The following is a 17,444-nucleotide window of genomic DNA, read 5'->3' as shown; positions in this document are numbered from 1 at the left end:
CCGCTTGCCTTCATGCGAGGGCATCAAGGGTTCCACGACAGCCCAGAACTCGTCAGAAATCACATCCATCCGTGTCACCGATCAATCGTCGCCGATAACACCCTCACATTCGGGAGACACGCCCTAGTCAGACGGACGCGAGAAAATCCTCGACCGCACGGCGGTACGCATCCGGATCGTCGTCGTGCACCAGGTGCCCGGCGCCCGGAACCTCCAGATATGTTGTCCGGTAGCCGATCTCGGCCATCTTGCGCATCTGCCCCGGCGGTGCCACCGAGTTCCCGGCCTCGATGAGCAGCGTCGGCACCCGCACTGCCGCCCACTGCTGCCAGTAGTCCCGGGTGCCCCATTCGGCGGCGATCGCCACCCAGTGCCCGGCCTCGCCGTGCAGCCGCCAGCCGGTCTCGGTGCGGTCGAAGGCGTCCAGGAAATACTGGCCCGCGATCGGGCCGAACAGGTCCAAAACCTCTTGCGCCGAATTGAATTCGGCCGGAATGGAGTGGGCCCACGGATCCCAGGCACCGATGGTGAAGCCGACGAAGTCCGCGGCCATGTCCTCGACCACCAGCGCGGTGACCAGTTTCGGATGGGCCGCAGCCAGACACCAACTGTGCAGCCCACCCATCGAGTGTCCGATCAACCGCGCCGGGCGCCCCAGCGAGCCGACCGCGTCGGCCAGGTCGGCGACGAACCGTTCGGTGCTGATCGGCTCGGAATCGTGGACGCCGCGGCCGCGATGCCACGGCGCGTCGTAGGTGTAGACCTCGCCCAGGTCGGTCAACCACGGCAACTGCCGGTCCCACGTCGTCCCACGGCCCATCAATCCGTGCACCAGCACAATCGGCTCGCCGGTACCGCCTCGGGCGGTGAGCAGGTCGGTCGTCATAGCCCTATATTGCCTGGCGGCAGCGCCCCTGTTGCCTGCCGGCAGCGGCCCACCCTGCCTGCGGGCCAGCGCGGTAGCCTGAACCACATGCCTGTGGTGAAGATCAATGCGATCGAAGTTCCGCCCAACGCCGGTCCGGAATTGGAGAAGCGGTTCGCGAACCGTGCTCACGCAGTGGACGGCCAGCCCGGCTTCCTCGGGTTCCAGCTGTTGCGCCCGGTCAAGGGCGAGAACCGCTACTTCGTGGTGACGCAGTGGGAGTCCGACGAGGCGTTCCAGGCCTGGGCCACCGGCCCCGCCGTCGAGGCACACGCCGGGCAGCGGGCCAACCCCGTGGCCACCGGAGCATCACTTCTCGAATTCGAGGTTGTGTTGGACGTTGCCGGTTCCGACCAGCAGTCGTAAGACCCGCACTGCGCTGGCCCTGGCCGGCGCAGTCATCGTGGTACTGGGTGGCTGCAGCACGCCTGCAGCCGCCCCGCCTTTGTCGAGCACTGCCTACGGCGCGCTGATCGACATGACCACGCCTCAGGGCATGCGGTCCAGGCAGACGATGGACATGCTCAACTCGGACTGGTCCATCGAGCCCGCCGGGGTCAAGACGCTCGCCGCGCCCGACCAGGTGGACGACATCACCTACCGGATGAAGTGGATCTGGTGGGACCGCCCGTTCAAGCTGACGGGCATCGACATCGGCGCCGGACATTCGACCCTGCACGTCACCAACTCGTACGGCGTGAACCAGGACATCGAGCTGCACGTCGACAGCAAGGGCACCGTCGACCGCATGGAGGTCTCGCTGCGTCCGCCGCCCGTCAAGTCCTGGGCCGACGTCGACACGCAGATCGCGAAGTCCGGCGCCCACTACTCGTATCAGGTCGCCAAGGTTGTCGACGGCAAGTGCGTCAAGATCGCAGGCACCAATGTCGACGAACCGATGCCACTGGCGTCGATCATGAAAATCTATGTGCTGCTTGCCGTTGCGCGCGCGGTGTCAGCCGGCACCCTCAGCTGGGACGACAAGGTCACCGTCACCGCCGAGGGCAAGAAGCTCGGTTCGGCCGGCCTGGACAACCTGGCCCCGGGCACGCAGGTGACAGTGCACGAGGCCGCCCAGCAGATGATCTCGGTCAGCGACAACATGGCCACCGACATGCTGATCAACAAGGTGGGTCCGGCCGCGGTGGACGAGGCGCTCGTCGTCGCCGGGCATCACGACCCGGCGAGCCTGACGCCCTACCCGACCATGCACGAGTTGTTCTCCATCGGCTGGGGCAAGCCCGATGTCCGCGACCAGTGGAAGAACGGCACCAAGGAGCAGCGCACGGCCCTGCTGCAGCAGGTGAGTTCGCGCCCGTACGAGCCTGACCCGTACCGCACCCGCACGCCGGCGTCCAGCATCGGGGCCGAGTGGTACGGCAGCGCCGCCGACATCTGCCGCGAGCACGTCGCGGTGCAGGCCGCCGCTGTCGGACCCGCCGCGCCGGTACGCGACATCATGTCCAAGGTCGCCGGCATCGACCTGGACCGGGCCAAGTGGCCCTACCTCGGCTCGAAGGGTGGCAACCTGCCCGGCGACCTCGGCTTCAGCTGGTACGCCGTCGACCACACCGGCCAGCCATGGGTGGTGAACTTCCAGCTGACCTGGCCGACGTTCAAGGGTCAGACCGCGGCGCAGTGGCTGCTGAGCATCATCAAGCAGGCGTTCGATCTCATCCCGGTGCGGTGAGCACACAGTCGCCGCAGTAACCGCCCGCGCCGTCTGCCAGTTGGTAGATCAGGCAGCAGCTGTTGCGGCGGAATGCGGGCCCTGACCGCAGCACTCCCCCGTCGACCCTGGAGTCTGCGAGCACGGCGTCGGCCGCTTTCCGGGCCAGCCCGGTCAGGTCCGGCCGGGCCTGGACGATCTGTTTGGCCGCACTGTTGGCCGCCGATCCCACGTTGCCCCACAACACTTTTGGGCTGACACCGAATGGTCCGAATGCTTCGGTGATGGCCTCGACCGCGGGCGGGCCCGCACTGGCCGACGTCGACACCGCCAGCGGGTAGGGCCCGCCCAACTGGTCCTGCCAGGACAGGTCGGCCAGCGACCACGACACGGGTTCGCCGAGAGCGGCAGTGCCGATCATCGGGGCGATCAGCCGCGCCACCAGCCCAAGATGCGCAACCGACGCAGCGACGCGGCCGTCGATCTGCTCCGGCCGCCGCTGTCCACTGGCCGCCAGCGCCGACCGGACCCGGTCCACTCGCGCCGCCAGCACGCTGGGATCGTCGGCGAGCTCGGTCATCGGCCGCCACGGTGCCGCCGATGAATCCTCGTGCCGCACAACGCCGAAGAAGGGGCCGAACGCGGCCAACTGGTCGTTCACTGCTGGGGGTGCAGAACCAGCCGGCGAGCGGCTTCGGCGGCAGCGGCCCGGCGCACGGCGGCGGTTTCCGGCGACAGCGGCTGATCGACGATGCGGTCGATCCCGAATCCGCCCGCGGCCAGCGCGTAGGTCATGTCGTTGAGCAACATCAGCAGGTCGATAGGGCGCCAGGACGCGTCGATGATCCCGGTGCGCTGCGCTTCGGCGATCCGGTCGAGCTTGGACTGGAAGATGCGGCGCAGCACGTGGTCACCGAACATCCCGTCGGCCGCCTCCAACTCGATCCAGCGCTGCAGACGCGCCCCGACCGGATCGGCCACCATGTAGTCGAAGAGCGCGACGGTGTACGCCGGGACGTCGTCGGGTTTGAAGATCGCGTCGTACGGCGCGTCCTGAATCCATTGCTCGACGACTGCCTCGAAGAGGTTCTGCTTACTCTGGAAGTAGCTGTACAGCCGCTCTTTGCTGGCATTGGCCTCGGCCGCAATGCGATTCAGCCGGGCGCCGGCAAATCCGAGGGCGGAGAACTCCGCTTTGGCGGCAGCCATGATGCGCTCACGCGTTGCATGTCCGGCCGCCCTCATAGCAATCGCCAGGGTAACAGCCAGCTACCTCACTGGTCACGTTCCAACAGGAAGTACAGGAACTTGTCGCCGGTCCGCTGGCGCTTGCCATTCATGATCCCCATCAGCGTGTCGTCGTCGACCCGCTTGAAATGATCGAACACCGGCTGGCCGTCGTAGACCATGGTCCCCGTGACCTCGCCGCGAAATTCGATGTCCCACAAGGATGCTCCGCCGCGGCTCAGGTCGCGGTTCGAAAAGAGCTGCCCCGCTTCGTCGTAGCAGACGATGGGCTCGACGTCGTTGACCGATTTGAAGATCTTGCCGTACCACCGGGCGGCCTGGAGCTGGCCGTTCATCTTGTGTCCTGTGTCGAACTCGTCGCCCTTCCAGTTGCCGACGATGTCTTCGGCACGGACCGGCTGCAGCGAGGCCCAGATTTCGTCCAGCTCGGCCGAATCGACATGGGCCTGGCCCCGCAGTTCGGTGAAACGCGCACGAGCGGTATCGACGTCCACAAGGACCTCCCGAGTCAGTTGGTTCGGAAACTGACTGTAATCCCGAACCAACCGGTTCGGCAAGCCTCGGCTCGGCGGGAAGAAGGCTAGGGCTGGTCGGGTGCCCAGTAATCCAACATCGCGGCGAACGTCTCAAACGCCGGCCTGGACACCCCATACGCCGCTTCCAGATGGATGCTGATCGGGAAACCCAACTCACCAACCCCATCGATAACCCGCTTGTACAGATCGAGCATCAACGTCCGCTTGACCGCCGGCTCCTCCCCCGCCAACCGCGTCACGAACTCCTGCTCCGCGGCCACCAACGGATTACCCGGATCCTGGATCAGCCAATTGATCAAACCGACCTTGGACTCCATCTTCGGCACAAACCCGAACGACAACAACAGCTCCGGCCGATGCTCGGTGGTCGCAGCGAACTCCTTCAAGAACCCCACAATGGCGTCCGAATAGAGCAGCTGCGTCATCCCGTACGTGGCGCCCTGCTCGATCTTGAAGTTGAAGCGCCCCTGCTCACCGTCACGCGTCGGGATCAAGATGACACCCCGGTTGGGCACCTGATCGCGGTAGATCGTCAACGCGTCAGTCGGGGCCACACCCGTACCGTCGCCGTCGCTCATGGTGCGCGGCACGCCCACGAACGCGATGCCGTCGAAGTCCGCTTCCTGCAGCACGCTCAGGCGCTTGCCGAGCGCATCCTCATCCAGGAACGACGTCACCTGCGTGCACAACCCACGCATCCCCGGCAGCTCAGGCTTCATCAACTGCCAAAAATCCAGGACGTCCATCTTCGGCTTCATCTCGACAGGCCGATCGCCGTCTTCCTCGATCATCCCCGGGATCATCACGTGCCGGATACGGCCCTCGAGGCCGACGGCCGCGGCGCCCTGCAGCACCTTGCGCGCCTCGTCGACGGCGATCTGTAAACCCAATTCGAGGTTGGGCGGAACCAGTTCGAGCGCAATGGTTTTCAGGGACATTCGGGAACTCCAGCTCTGAAGACAATCGGGAAGGTCACGCCTGCGCGGCGGACGAGTATGGCAGGTCACTGCTGTTGTACGGGTCGACGTGCACGGGCCGGCCGACATACGGGAAGGCCCGCTGCGAGCACGCCGGGCGGTCGCAGATTTTGCAGCCCGCCCCGATCGGCACCGCCGCGTCGGGATCTGCCAAATCGATTCCCGCCGCGTAGATCAGTTTCTCGGCATGGACCAGGTCGCAGCCCAATCCGATGGCAAAACGCTTGCGGGGGCCGCGATATCGACTCGGGGCAGACGACGTGGTGCGCGCGATCCAGAAGTACGACCGACCGTCGGGCATCTGCGCGACCTGGGTGATGAACTCACCGGGCCGCTCGGCAGCATGGTGCACCACCCACAGCGGACAGTTGCCACCCACCCGGGAGAAGTGAAATGCCGTGGCGGACTGACGCTTCGAGATGTTCCCGGCACTATCGGTGCGAACGAAGATGAAAGGCACGCCACGCGCATCCGGCCGCTGCAATGTCGAGAGACGATGACAGATGGTCTCGAACCCGACGTCGAACCGCCGCGCCAGCTGATCGATGTCGTAACGCAGTTCCTCGGCCGCGTCCAGGAACATCCGATACGGCAACAGCAACGCGCCGGCGAAGTAGTTGGCCAAGCCGATGCGCGCGACTTCCGTTGCCTCGGAACTGAGTTGGTCAGCCGTCGACACGATCGCGGAGATCAATTCCGAATGTCTCAGCAGGGCCACCTGGGTGGCCAGCTGAAAGGCGCGCTGTCCGGGATGCAGCCAGCGCGCGATGTACAACACGCCGGTGTCGGGCCGATAGGACCGTTGTGTGTTGGGGCCCAACACATCACCGTCATCGATCACCACGACGACTCCGAACTCCTCTGCCAGCAGATCGGCGAGTTGAGCGTCCAGACCCCCGAGCCGCAGACGGCTCGCGACGAACAACGATTCGGCCGCTTCGTCGAGTTCACCGATGTAGTTCTTGCGGTCGTAGAAGAAGTCCCGCACTTCCTCGAACGGCATCGGTTGTTGCGCGGCCACCGAAGTGTCCACATTCGCCCGGGTATGCATGGCGTCGAGTTCGGTTGTCGCGTCGAACAATCGGCGGTTCATGCTGACCAGCATCTGACCGACGGCCGGCATTCTCGCCACCAGTTCCTCGATCTGGCCGGCGGTGGCCGCGGTGTCGACGAGGATCTCGCGCAGGTCCGATACCAGGCGCGCATCCGAATCGGGCGCGAAGTAATTGGTCGGCAGCTCGAACCGTTCAGCCAGCGCCAGCAGCACCGGCACCGTCACCGGTCGCTGATCATTCTCGAGTTGATTGACGTAGCTGGTCGACAGATCCAAGGCGCGCGCCAGCGCGACCTGGGTCAGGCCCTGCTCTTCGCGCAGCCGTCGTAGACGGGCGCCCACGAATGTCTTCGGCACCGCCGCCAGCGTAACTCGATCCACTTACACAAAGTTTGCAAACTCCTCCGTACGAGGACACAAAATTACGCATTTACAGGGGCTTTTGCGCACCCAACCAGCTGCGTACCGTGCGAATCATGCAGACACACGAGGTACGCACCCGACGCAGCGCCGAAGAGTTCCCCCGTTCGGAACACCTGGCCTGGAAGATCGCCGAGATCGCCGCCGACCCGGTCGAGGTCACGCCCGCAGTCGAGGCGATGGTCGTCAACCGCATCATCGACAACGCCTCCGTGTCTGCCGCCTCGGTGATCCGCCGGCCGGTCGCCGTTGCCCGCACCCAGGCCCAGGCCCACCGCACGCAGCGCGGCGCGACCGTGTTCGGCATCGACGGCACCTACTCGCCGGAGTGGGCCGCGTGGGCCAACGGGGTCGCCGTCCGCGAACTCGATTTCCACGACACCTTCCTGGCCGCCGAGTACTCACACCCCGGTGACAACATCCCGGCACTGGTCGCGGTGGCCCAGCAGCTCGACGTCCGCGGCAGCGACCTGATCCGCGGCATCGCCACCGCCTACGAGGTGCAGATGGACCTGGTCCGCGGAATCTGCCTGCACGAGCACAAGATCGATCACGTCGCACACCTCGGCCCGTCGGTCGCGGCCGGCCTCGGCACCATGCTGCGACTGGACCCCGAGACCATCTATGCCGCAGTCGGCCAGGCGCTGCACCTGACCACCGCGACCCGGCAGTCCCGCAAGGGGCTGATCTCGAGCTGGAAGGCCTACGCCCCCGCGCTGGCCGGCAAGGTCGCCATCGAGGCCGTCGACCGCGCCATGCGCGGCGAGGGCTCCCCCGCTCCCATCTGGGAAGGCGAAGACGGCGTCATCGCCTGGCTGTTGTCCGGACCCGAGCACACCTACCAGGTGCCGCTGCCGGGTCCCGGTGAGCCCAAGGCAGCCATCCTCGACAGCTACACCAAGGAACACAGCGCCGAGTACCAGAGTCAGGCGCCGATCGACCTGGCTCGCCGGATGCGTTCGCGGATCGGCGATCTGGACCAGATCGCCACCATCGTGCTGCACACCAGCCACCACACCCACGTGGTCATCGGCACCGGCTCGGGCGATCCGCAGAAGTTCGACCCCGATGCTTCACGAGAAACCCTGGACCACTCGGTGATGTACATCTTCGCGGTGGCCCTGCAGGACGGTGAATGGCACCACGAGCGGTCGTACGCCCCCGAGCGTGCGCACCGGCCGGACACCATCGAGCTGTGGCGCAAGATCTCCACCGTCGAGGACCCCGAGTGGACTCGGCGCTACCACTCGGATGACCCGGCCGAGAAGGCATTCGGCGCCAGGGCCGTGGTGACGCTCAAGAGCGGAGAGGTGATCGTCGACGAACTCGCCGTCGCCGACGCGCACCCGCTGGGCGCCCGCCCGTTCGAGCGTGAGCAGTACCGCAACAAGTTCACCGTGCTGGCCGACGGCGTGATCGCCGAGGACGAACAGCAGCGGTTCCTGACCGTCGTCGACAGCCTCGCCGCCATGAAGCCAGGCAGCCTCGACGCGCTCAACCTGCGGGTCGAGCAGGTCGTCCTGGACAAGGCTCCGACGATCCCCTCGGGGATCTTCCGATGAGCGCCGGACTGTTGGGGTCGACGGTGTCTGCCGCCGACAAGCGTGCGAAGTTCCGTTCCGCACTGAATTCCGGCCAGCTGCAACGCTATCCGGGTGCGTTCTCGCCGCTGGTGGCAAAGCTCGTTTCGGAGATTGGATTCGAGGGGGTCTACGTTTCCGGCGCGGTGCTGTCGGCTGATCTCGGCCTGCCCGACATCGGGCTGATCACCTTGAGCGAGGTGGCCGGCCGCAGCGCCCAGATCGCCGCGGCCACCGACCTGCCCACGCTGGTGGACGCCGACACCGGCTTCGGTGAGCCGATGAGCGCCGCGCGCACCATCACGGTCCTCGAGGACGCCGGGCTGGCCGGCTGTCATCTCGAAGACCAGGTGAATCCGAAGCGTTGCGGCCACCTGGACGGCAAGGCCGTGGTGCCCGCAGCCGAGATGATCAAGCGGCTGCGTGCGGCGGTCGCGGCCCGCCGGGACCCCAACTTCGTCATCTGCGCCAGGACCGACGCCGCAGGCATCGAGGGCATCGACTCCGCCATCGACCGGGCAAAGGCCTACGCAGATGCCGGCGCCGACCTGATCTTCACCGAAGCGCTTTCCAGCCCAAGCGAATTCGAGCGCTTCCGGGCAGCGGTCGATACTCCGTTGCTGGCCAACATGACCGAGTTCGGGAAGTCGGAACTCGTCACGGCCCAGCAGCTGTCCGACATCGGCTACAACATGGTGATCTACCCGGTCACCACGTTGCGCCTGGCGATGTACGCGGTCGAGGTGGGCTTGCGCGAAATCCACACTGCTGGAACGCAAGCCGGCCTGCTTGACCAGATGCAGCATCGCAGCCGGCTCTACGAGCTGCTGCGCTATGCCGAATACAACGAATTCGATTCAGACATCTTCAATTTCACCCTCCAGGACGTGAAAGAATGACCACCGAAACGTCTCACATCCGCAAGGGCCTCGCCGGCGTCGTCGTCGACACCACCGCCATCTCCAAGGTCGTGCCCGAGACCAACAGCCTGACCTACCGCGGTTACCCCGTGCAGGATCTGGCGGCGCACTGCAGCTTCGAGCAGGTTGCGTACCTGCTCTGGCACGGCGAGCTGCCGACCGACCAGGAGCTGGCGTTGTTCTGCCAGCGCGAGCGCGCGTCCCGCCGGGTCGACCGCTCGATGTACTCGCTGTTGGCCAAGCTGCCGGACAGCTGCCACCCGATGGACGTGGTGCGTACCGCGATCAGCTACCTGGGCGCCGAAGACCCCGAAGAGGATGTCAGCACCCCGACGGCCAACTACGCCAAGTCATTACGAATGTTCGCCGTGTTGCCGACCATCGTCGCCGCCGACATCCGCCGCAGGCAGGGGCTGCCGCCCATCGCGCCGCACAGTCACCTGGGCTATGCCGAGAACTTCCTCAACATGTGCTTTGGCGAGGTACCGGAGCCAGCGATCGTCGAGGCATTCAGCCAGTCGATGGTGCTGTATGCCGAGCACAGCTTCAACGCGTCGACCTTCGCTGCCCGGGTCGTGACCTCTACTCAGTCGGACATCTACAGCGCCGTGACCGCTGCCATCGGAGCGCTCAAGGGGTCGCTGCACGGCGGCGCGAACGAAGCGGTCATGCACGACATGCTGGAGATCGGTTCTGCCGAGAACGCCGCGAAATGGCTGCACGGCAAGCTGTCTCGCAAGGACAAAGTGATGGGCTTCGGGCACCGCGTCTACAAGAACGGCGACTCCCGGGTGCCGACGATGAAGGCTGCACTGGACCGTGTGGTGGCCGCGCGCGGCGGTCAGCAGTGGTTGGACATCTACCACGTGCTGGAACGCGAGATGTTCGTCGCAACCAAGATCAAACCGAACCTCGACTTCCCCACCGGACCGGCCTACTACCTGATGGGGTTCGATATCCCCGTTTTCACACCGCTTTTCGTGATGTCGAGGATCACCGGCTGGACTGCGCACATCATGGAGCAGGCAGCGTCGAACGCCCTGATCCGTCCCCTGAGCGAGTACTCGGGCCGACCTCAGCGTTCCATTGCCTGAGCGCGCAATCCGAAAAGTCCTCGTTGCCAACCGCGGTGAGATCGCGATCCGGGCGTTCCGGGCGGCCTACGAACTGGGCATCGCGACCGTCGCGGTCTACGCGTACGAGGACCGGAATTCTCCACATCGGTTGAAGGCCGACGAGTCCTACCAGATCGGCGAACCGGGCCACCCCGTTCGGGCCTACCTCGCAGTGTCCGAGATCATCCGGGTGGCCCAGTTGTCCGGCGCCGATGCCGTGTATCCGGGTTATGGGTTCCTCTCGGAGAACCCGGAACTGGCATCGGCATGCGCCGCCGCGGGGATCACGTTCGTCGGCCCGGGCGCCGGAGTGCTCGAACTGACCGGCAACAAGGCGAGCGCCATCGCGGCGGCCCGGGCCGCCGGGCTGCCGGTGCTGACGTCGTCGGAGCCGTCCGCGTTGGTCGACGAACTGCTCACTGCCGCAGCAGATATGGAGTTCCCGCTGTTCGTCAAGGCGGTCTCCGGTGGCGGTGGCCGCGGCATGCGCCGGGTGACTGAGCCCGCCGCCTTGGCCGAGGCCATCGAAGCCGCGTCCCGGGAGGCGGAGTCCGCGTTCGGCGACCCGATGGTCTACCTCGAACAGGCGGTGCTCAATCCGCGCCACATCGAGGTGCAGATTCTGGCCGACGGCACCGGCGAGGTGATCCACCTGTTCGAGCGGGACTGCAGTGTGCAGCGCCGCCATCAGAAGGTCATCGAGCTGGCACCGGCCCCGAACCTGAGCGACGAGCTGCGGGCCCGAATCTGCTCTGACGCGGTGCGATTCGCCCGCCAGATCGGCTACTTCTGCGCCGGCACCGTCGAGTTCCTGCTCGACGAACGCGGGCGCCACGTGTTCATCGAGTGCAATCCCCGGATTCAGGTCGAGCACACGGTGACCGAGGAAATCACCGATGTGGACCTGGTGGCCTCGCAGCTGCGGATCGCGGCCGGTCAGTCGTTGGCCGATCTCGGTCTGAGCCAGGACAGCATCCGGATCCGCGGCGCCGCCATGCAATGCCGCATCACCACCGAGGATCCCGTCAACGGGTTCCGGCCGGACACCGGCCGGATCACCGCCTACCGCAGCCCCGGCGGCGCCGGGGTGCGGTTGGACGGTGGCACCAATGTCGGCGCGGAGATCTCCGCGCATTTCGATTCCATGCTGGTCAAACTCACCTGCCGGGGTCACGACTTCGCGACGGCGGTCAAACGCGCCCGGCGGGCTCTCGCCGAGTTCCGGATCCGTGGGGTATCGACGAATATCCCTTTCCTGCAGGCGGTTCTGGATGATCCGGACTTCGCCGCGGGCAATGTGTCGACGTCTTTCATCGACCAGCGGCCGCAGCTGCTGACCGCACACACCCCGGGGGACCGCGGCACGCGCATCCTGAACTACCTCGCTGACGTGACGGTGAACAAGCCGCACGGCGTGCGCCAGTCGGCGGTGTACCCACGCGACAAGCTGCCGGACATCGATCTCGGCGGGCCGCCACCGGCAGGCAGCAAGCAGCTGCTGACCGAACTCGGGCCGGAAGGCTTCGCCCGGTCTCTGCTGGAATCGCCGCGATTGTGGGTCACCGACACCACATTCCGCGATGCGCACCAATCGCTGCTCGCCACCCGGGTGCGTACCTCCGGCCTGGTCAAGGTGGCACCGTACGTCGCCCGGATGACACCGCAGCTGCTGTCGGTCGAGTGCTGGGGCGGCGCGACATACGATGTGGCGCTTCGGTTCCTGAAGGAAGACCCGTGGGAGCGGCTGGCCGCACTGCGGGAGGCAATGCCCAACATCTGCCTGCAGATGTTGCTGCGCGGACGCAACACCGTCGGCTACACGCCATATCCCGTGTCGGTCACGTCGTCGTTCGTGCAGGAGGCCACGACCACCGGCATCGACATCTTCCGGATCTTCGACGCGTTGAACAACGTGGACTGGATGCGTCCGGCGATCGACGCGGTGCGCGAAACCGGTTCCGCGGTAGCCGAAGTGGCGATGTCGTACACCGGCGACCTGTCGGACCCCAACGAGACGCTGTACACGCTCGATTACTGGCTCAAGCTGGCCGACCAGATCGTCGAAGCCGGCGCGCATGTGCTGGCGATCAAGGACATGGCCGGCCTGTTGCGGCCGCCTGCCGCGGCAACACTGGTGTCGGCGTTGCGTTCCCGATTCGATCTGCCGGTCCACGTCCACACCCACGACACCCCGGGTGGCCAGCTGGCAACGTACGTCGCGGCCTGGCAGGCCGGCGCATCGGCGGTCGACGGCGCAGCAGCGCCGCTGGCCGGTACCACCAGCCAGCCCTCTTTGAGTTCGATCGTGGCCGCTGCCGCGCACACCGTCCACGACACCGGGTTGTCGTTGGCGGATGTCTGTGAGCTGGAGCCGTATTGGGAGGCGCTGCGCCGGGTCTATGCCCCGTTCGAGGCGGGACTACCGTCCCCGACCGGCCGGGTGTACACCCACGAGATTCCCGGCGGGCAACTCAGCAACCTGCGGACCCAGGCCGTCGCCCTCGGATTGGGCGGCCGGTTCGAGGACATCGAGAATGCCTACGCCGGAGCCGATCACGCACTGGGCAGGCTGGTGAAGGTGACCCCGTCGAGCAAGGTGGTCGGGGATCTGGCGCTGGCTCTGGTCGGCGCCGGGATCAGCGCCGAAGAGTTCTCGGCGGACCCGGCCCGCTACGACATCCCGGACTCGGTGATCGGCTTCCTGCGCGGCGAGCTGGGTGAGCCGGCCGGCGGCTGGCCGGAGCCGTTGCGTACCAAGGCCCTGCAAGGGCGGGCAGAACCGAGACCGGCCACCGAACTCACGGTCGAGGACTACGCCGAACTGGCGGAGCCCGGGCCGACTCGCAGAGCAGCCCTCAATCGATTGTTGTTCCCGGGACCGACTCGTGAATTCCTTTCACATCGAGGGCAATTCGGGGACACCTCGAGCCTGAGCGCCAACCAGTTCTTCTACGGGCTGCGCCGCGGCGAAGAGCACCGGGTGAAATTGGAGAAGGGCGTCGAGCTTCTCATCGGGCTCGAGGCCATCTCCGAACCCGACGACCGCGGCATGCGTACCGTCCTGTGCCTGCTGAACGGTCAACTGCGCCCGATCCTGGTGCGGGACAGGTCGATCGACAGTGCGGTCCCCGTGGCGGAGAAGGCCGACCGCACCAACCTCGATCACGTCGCTGCGCCGTTCGCCGGCGTGGTGACGATCGGGGTGGCGGTGGGTGAGCAGGTTCAGGCCGGCCAGACGGTCGCCACCATCGAAGCGATGAAGATGGAGGCCGCCATCACGACACCAAAGGCCGGCACCGTCAAGCGGATTGCGGTGGCTCCCACCGCAAGTGTCGAAGGCAACGACCTGCTCGTGGTGGTCAGCTGACCGAGGCCATGTTCACGGCACGATGACGATCTTGCCGTGAACATGGCCCGTCGTGCTCGCGGAGAGCGCGGCACCGGCTTCGGTCAGCGGGTATGTCTGGCTGATCGAGACCGCAAGGCGGTCCTGCGCGACAAGCGCCGCGAGTTCCCTGAGCGCGGCACCGTGTTCACTTCCGGCACCGCCGACGTGTATTTGGATACCGGTGCCGGCAGCGTCGAAGGCGACCAACGTGAGGACGCGCGCTGGATCGCCGGTGAGTTCGATGGACAACGGAATCTCCCCGCGGCCCGATGCGTCGAGAACGGCGTCGACTCCCTGGGGCGCCACGGCGCGGACCCTGTCGAGCAGACCATCGCCGTAGGTGACCGGCGTCGCGCCGAGCGACCGCAGGTAGTCGTGGTTGGATTCGCTTGCCGTGCCAATGACATTGACGCCCTGGGCCTTTGCGAGCTGGACCGCGAAGGTGCCCACGCCGCCCGCGGCCGCGAGGATCAGCAGTGTGTCGCCGACCTTGACGCCGAGCTTCTTCAGCACGGCATACGCGGTACCACCGGCACCTGCCAGCGAACCGGCAACTTCCCAGGCAATACCCTCGGGCTTGCGGACGATTTCCGAAGACTCGGCCAGCGCAAGATCGGCGAACGACGGTGTCGTCGATCGGCCCAGGACCTCGTCGCCGACAGCCCACTCGGTGACCTCAGAGCCGACGGCATCAATGACACCCGCCACGTCGGACCCTGCACCGGCGGGCAGCTCAAGCGGTATCAATTCGCGCATCTGCCCACCGACGATCTTCCAGTCGATCGGGTTGACGCCCGCTGCGCGTACCGCGATCCGCACCTGGGTCGGCCCGGGAGCCGGTGGCTCGGCGTCGACAACGCGTAGCACCTCAGGTGTGCCGTATTCGGCGAATTGCGCAATTCTCGACATCTATCCGTCTCCAATCGGGTTCCGACAGCAGTCTCGCCGGTCTCCTGAAGACAAGCTGTCGATCGCCCGATTTATTTCATGAAACATGACGATGCCCCGGAACCTGAATCAGATTCCGGGGCATCGCCTTTGACTTACTGCGCGGCGCGAACCAACTGCGCCGCCTGCACCATGTTGCGCAGCGACTCGGTCACCTCGTCGGTTTTTCGGGTCTTGAGGCCGCAGTCCGGGTTCACCCAAAGCCGCTCAGCCGGAACGGCATCCAGCGCATGACGCAGCGACGTCACCATCTCGTCGGCGGTGGGCACGCGCGGCGAGTGGATGTCGTATACCCCCGGGCCGACGCTGTTCGAGAAGCCGATTCCGTTGAGGTCGTCGAGCACCTCCATGTGGGAGCGCGCGGCCTCGATCGACGTCACATCGGCATCGAGATCGGCGATGGCACCGATCACCTCACCGAACTCCGAATAGCACAGGTGCGTGTGAATCTGAGTGGCATCGCTGACGCCCGAGGTGGACAGCCGGAACGCACCGACCGCCCAGTCGAGGTACGCCGCCTTGTCGGTGTCACGCAGCGGCAGCAGCTCGCGCAGCGCGGGCTCGTCGACCTGGACGATGGCGATCCCTGCGGACTGCAGATCGACCGTCTCGTCCCGGATGGCCAGCGCCACCTGGTTGGCCGAGTCGGCCAGCGGCTGATCGTCACGGACGAACGACCAGGCGAGGATCGTCACCGGACCGGTGAGCATGCCCTTGACCGGCTTGTCGGTCAGAGTCTGGGCGTACCTGGCCCATTCCACCGTCATCGGCTGCCTGCGGGTGACGTCACCGAACAACACCGGCGGACGCACGCAGCGGCTGCCGTACGACTGGACCCAGCCGTTCTTGGTGGCGAAGAAGCCGTGCAGCTGTTCGGCGAAGTACTGCACCATGTCGTTGCGCTCGGGCTCGCCGTGCACCAACACGTCCAGGCCCAGGTCCTCCTGCAATCGGATGACCGTCTCGACCTCGGCCTTCATCCGCTTGGTGTACTCGGCCTCGCCGATCTCGCCGGCCACCAGCGCGGCGCGGGCCTTCCGGATGTCGACGGTCTGCGGGAACGAGCCGATGGTGGTGGTCGGCAACGACGGCAGGTTCAGCCGCGCGTCCTGTGCCTTGCGACGCTCTACCGCCGGCCCGCGGCCGATGCCTTCGGCCAGCACCGCGTCCAGTCGCTCCCGGACGCCACTGTTGTGCAGGCGGGGGTCCTGTGCCCGTGACGCGATTGCCCGATCGGATGCTTCGATCTCGGCGGCCACCCTGTCCCGGCCGTCGCGAAGCGCCGTGGCCAGCGTCACCACTTCGGTGACCTTCTCCGCACCGAATGCCAACCAGCTGCGGAGTGCATCGTCGAGACCGTCTTCGGGATCGAGCGAGTACGGCACATGCAGCGTCGAGCACGACGTCGATACCGCAACGGCCTTTGCCGATCCCTGTAACGCACCCAGCCGGGAAAGTGCCGCCGCCAGGTCCGTGCGCCAGATGTTGCGGCCATCGACGACGCCGGCCACCACCAGCTTGTCCGCCAGGCCCGGTACATCGGCTACCGACTGGTCACCACCGGCGACGAAATCGACTGCGACACCGTCGATCTGCGTACGAGCCAACGCCGGCAGCGCGGCGCCCAGTGCGCCGAAGTAGGTCGCCACCAGGATCGCCGGGCGATTGGCGGCACCCGAGAGCGTCGAGTAGACGTGCTCGGCCAGCTCCGGACCGTTGTCCACGATGTCGGCCACCAGCACCGGCTCGTCGATCTGCACCCACTCGGCACCGGCATCGGCGAGTCGGCCCAGCAGGTCGACGTACAGCGGCAAGAGCTCGCCGAGGCGCTCGATGGGTGCCTGTGCTCCATCGACGGCCTTACTCAAGGCCAGGAAGGTGATTGGCCCGACGATCACCGGACGAGCCGAAATCCCTTGCACTTGAGCTTCTTTGAGTTCTGCCAGCACCTTCTCCGGATGCAGCGTGAACACGGTGTCCGGGCCGATCTCCGGGACCAGGTAGTGGTAGTTGGTGTCGAACCACTTCGTCATCTCCAGCGGTGCGATGTCCGCTGTACCGCGTGCCGCGGCGAAATAGCGATCGAGGCCGTCGGCCACGCCGCGCACTCGGGCCGGCAGGGCGCCGAGCAGCACTGCGGTGTCGAGAACCTGGTCGTAGTACGAAAAGGTGTTGACCGGAACGGAATCCAGGCCGGCCGCCGACAACGCGGCGACAGTATCGCGGCGCAAGCCCGCGGCGATTTCTTCGAGCGCGGCCCGGTCGATCCGGCCTGCCCAGTAGCGTTCGACGGCCCGCTTGAGTTCCCGGTCCGGGCCGATGCGGGGCGCACCGAGAATGGTTGCGGTGAATGGTGTAGACAACAGACGTCCTTCAAATGCGACGGAAGTGCGCACCGCCCAAGGACATCCATCGAGGACAGCCGAAACCGCCCTCGGCGATCAGCCCATTCCACGAGGCGATGCACCGCCGGACGCGGCGCATCCGGCACAGCTGGCAGGTCTTCGGACTCGCAGGCACGCACCCTCGGGTGCTCCTAGGGCGTGTCTCCCAATTTGAGAGTTCCCACGCGGGAGTGGATGACGGCGCAGGCCAACAAGACACCGCCGAGGTAGGTCAGGGCATATTTGTCGTAGCGGGTCGCAACACCGCGCCACTGCTTGA

General features: G+C 66.2%; 14 protein-coding genes and 1 pseudogene. 6 read left to right on the top strand and 9 right to left on the bottom strand.

Annotated elements, in window-relative coordinates:
• Positions 1 to 127: 127 nt before the first annotated feature.
• Positions 128 to 886 (bottom strand): alpha/beta fold hydrolase, encoded by a 759-nt coding sequence (locus TL10_RS28490; protein WP_043988302.1) that lies wholly within the window; start codon positions 884 to 886, stop codon positions 128 to 130.
• An 87-nt stretch (positions 887 to 973) separates the two neighbouring features.
• Between TL10_RS28490 and mhuD the strand changes: the two genes are divergently transcribed.
• Together mhuD and TL10_RS28480 are read left to right on the top strand one after the other, a co-directional pair.
• On the top strand, positions 974 to 1,291 hold the full coding sequence (gene mhuD / locus TL10_RS28485; RefSeq protein ID WP_043400081.1) for a mycobilin-forming heme oxygenase MhuD: 318 nt from the start codon (positions 974 to 976) through the stop codon (positions 1,289 to 1,291).
• Positions 1,266 to 2,615, top strand: a complete 1,350-nt coding sequence (locus TL10_RS28480) for a serine hydrolase (RefSeq protein ID WP_423136079.1) — start codon at positions 1,266 to 1,268, stop codon at positions 2,613 to 2,615. Before mhuD ends, TL10_RS28480 begins: the two co-directional genes overlap by 26 nt.
• Here the strand turns inward: TL10_RS28480 and TL10_RS28475 are convergent.
• The 5 genes from TL10_RS28475 to TL10_RS28455 all read right to left on the bottom strand — a co-directional run bounded on the left by TL10_RS28475 (position 2,599) and on the right by TL10_RS28455 (position 6,775).
• Positions 2,599 to 3,255: a (2Fe-2S)-binding protein gene (locus tag TL10_RS28475; RefSeq protein WP_043988301.1), complete on the bottom strand. Its 657-nt coding sequence runs from the start codon at positions 3,253 to 3,255 to the stop codon at positions 2,599 to 2,601. The genes TL10_RS28480 and TL10_RS28475 overlap by 17 nt on opposite strands.
• The gene (locus TL10_RS28470; protein ID WP_081936804.1) at positions 3,252 to 3,803 is read right to left on the bottom strand and encodes a TetR/AcrR family transcriptional regulator; all 552 of its coding nucleotides are present in this window, start codon (positions 3,801 to 3,803) and stop codon (positions 3,252 to 3,254) included. Before TL10_RS28470 ends, TL10_RS28475 begins: the two co-directional genes overlap by 4 nt.
• A 65-nt stretch (positions 3,804 to 3,868) precedes the next feature.
• The gene (locus TL10_RS28465) at positions 3,869 to 4,336 is read right to left on the bottom strand and encodes a DUF4334 domain-containing protein (RefSeq protein ID WP_043400090.1); all 468 of its coding nucleotides are present in this window, start codon (positions 4,334 to 4,336) and stop codon (positions 3,869 to 3,871) included.
• A gap of 86 nt (positions 4,337 to 4,422) precedes the next feature.
• A complete protein-coding gene (locus tag TL10_RS28460) occupies positions 4,423 to 5,316 on the bottom strand; it encodes a mycobacterial-type methylenetetrahydrofolate reductase (protein ID WP_043988299.1) in 894 nt (297 codons plus the stop codon).
• Positions 5,317 to 5,350: 34 nt separating this feature from the next.
• Positions 5,351 to 6,775: a short-chain fatty acyl-CoA regulator family protein gene (locus TL10_RS28455; protein WP_192830326.1), complete on the bottom strand. Its 1,425-nt coding sequence runs from the start codon at positions 6,773 to 6,775 to the stop codon at positions 5,351 to 5,353.
• A 110-nt stretch (positions 6,776 to 6,885) separates the two neighbouring features.
• Between TL10_RS28455 and prpD the strand changes: the two genes are divergently transcribed.
• The 4 genes from prpD to TL10_RS28435 are packed head-to-tail and all read left to right on the top strand — an operon-like array spanning position 6,886 to position 13,811.
• Positions 6,886 to 8,391 (top strand): 2-methylcitrate dehydratase PrpD, encoded by a 1,506-nt coding sequence (gene prpD, locus TL10_RS28450; RefSeq protein WP_043988295.1) that lies wholly within the window; start codon positions 6,886 to 6,888, stop codon positions 8,389 to 8,391.
• On the top strand, positions 8,388 to 9,308 hold the full coding sequence (prpB, locus tag TL10_RS28445; RefSeq protein ID WP_043988293.1) for a methylisocitrate lyase: 921 nt from the start codon (positions 8,388 to 8,390) through the stop codon (positions 9,306 to 9,308). Before prpD ends, prpB begins: the two co-directional genes overlap by 4 nt.
• Complete coding sequence (locus TL10_RS28440; protein ID WP_043397422.1) at positions 9,305 to 10,423, top strand: bifunctional 2-methylcitrate synthase/citrate synthase; 1,119 nt, start codon at positions 9,305 to 9,307, stop codon at positions 10,421 to 10,423. Before prpB ends, TL10_RS28440 begins: the two co-directional genes overlap by 4 nt.
• On the top strand, positions 10,416 to 13,811 hold the full coding sequence (locus tag TL10_RS28435) for a pyruvate carboxylase (RefSeq protein ID WP_110789252.1): 3,396 nt from the start codon (positions 10,416 to 10,418) through the stop codon (positions 13,809 to 13,811). Before TL10_RS28440 ends, TL10_RS28435 begins: the two co-directional genes overlap by 8 nt.
• Positions 13,812 to 13,823: 12 nt before the next feature.
• Here TL10_RS28435 and TL10_RS28430 read toward each other — a convergent pair whose 3' ends face one another.
• From TL10_RS28430 to TL10_RS30805, 3 genes and pseudogenes are all read right to left on the bottom strand, one after another.
• Positions 13,824 to 14,741 carry an NADP-dependent oxidoreductase gene (locus TL10_RS28430; RefSeq protein WP_043988291.1) on the bottom strand — a complete coding sequence of 306 codons (918 nt, stop codon included), beginning with the start codon at positions 14,739 to 14,741 and terminating at the stop codon, positions 13,824 to 13,826.
• Between the two features lie 134 nt (positions 14,742 to 14,875).
• On the bottom strand, positions 14,876 to 17,143 hold the full coding sequence (gene metE / locus TL10_RS28425) for a 5-methyltetrahydropteroyltriglutamate--homocysteine S-methyltransferase (protein ID WP_110789254.1): 2,268 nt from the start codon (positions 17,141 to 17,143) through the stop codon (positions 14,876 to 14,878).
• A gap of 173 nt (positions 17,144 to 17,316) precedes the next feature.
• Positions 17,317 to 17,444 (bottom strand): annotated as a pseudogene (locus tag TL10_RS30805) (IS5 family transposase); the annotation flags it as partial.

The organism is Mycolicibacterium llatzerense (genome assembly GCF_000878195.1).
In the GTDB taxonomy this organism is placed as follows: Bacteria; Actinomycetota; Actinomycetes; order Mycobacteriales; family Mycobacteriaceae; genus Mycobacterium; species Mycobacterium llatzerense.
This window is presented reverse-complemented; position numbering and strand designations above follow the sequence as displayed.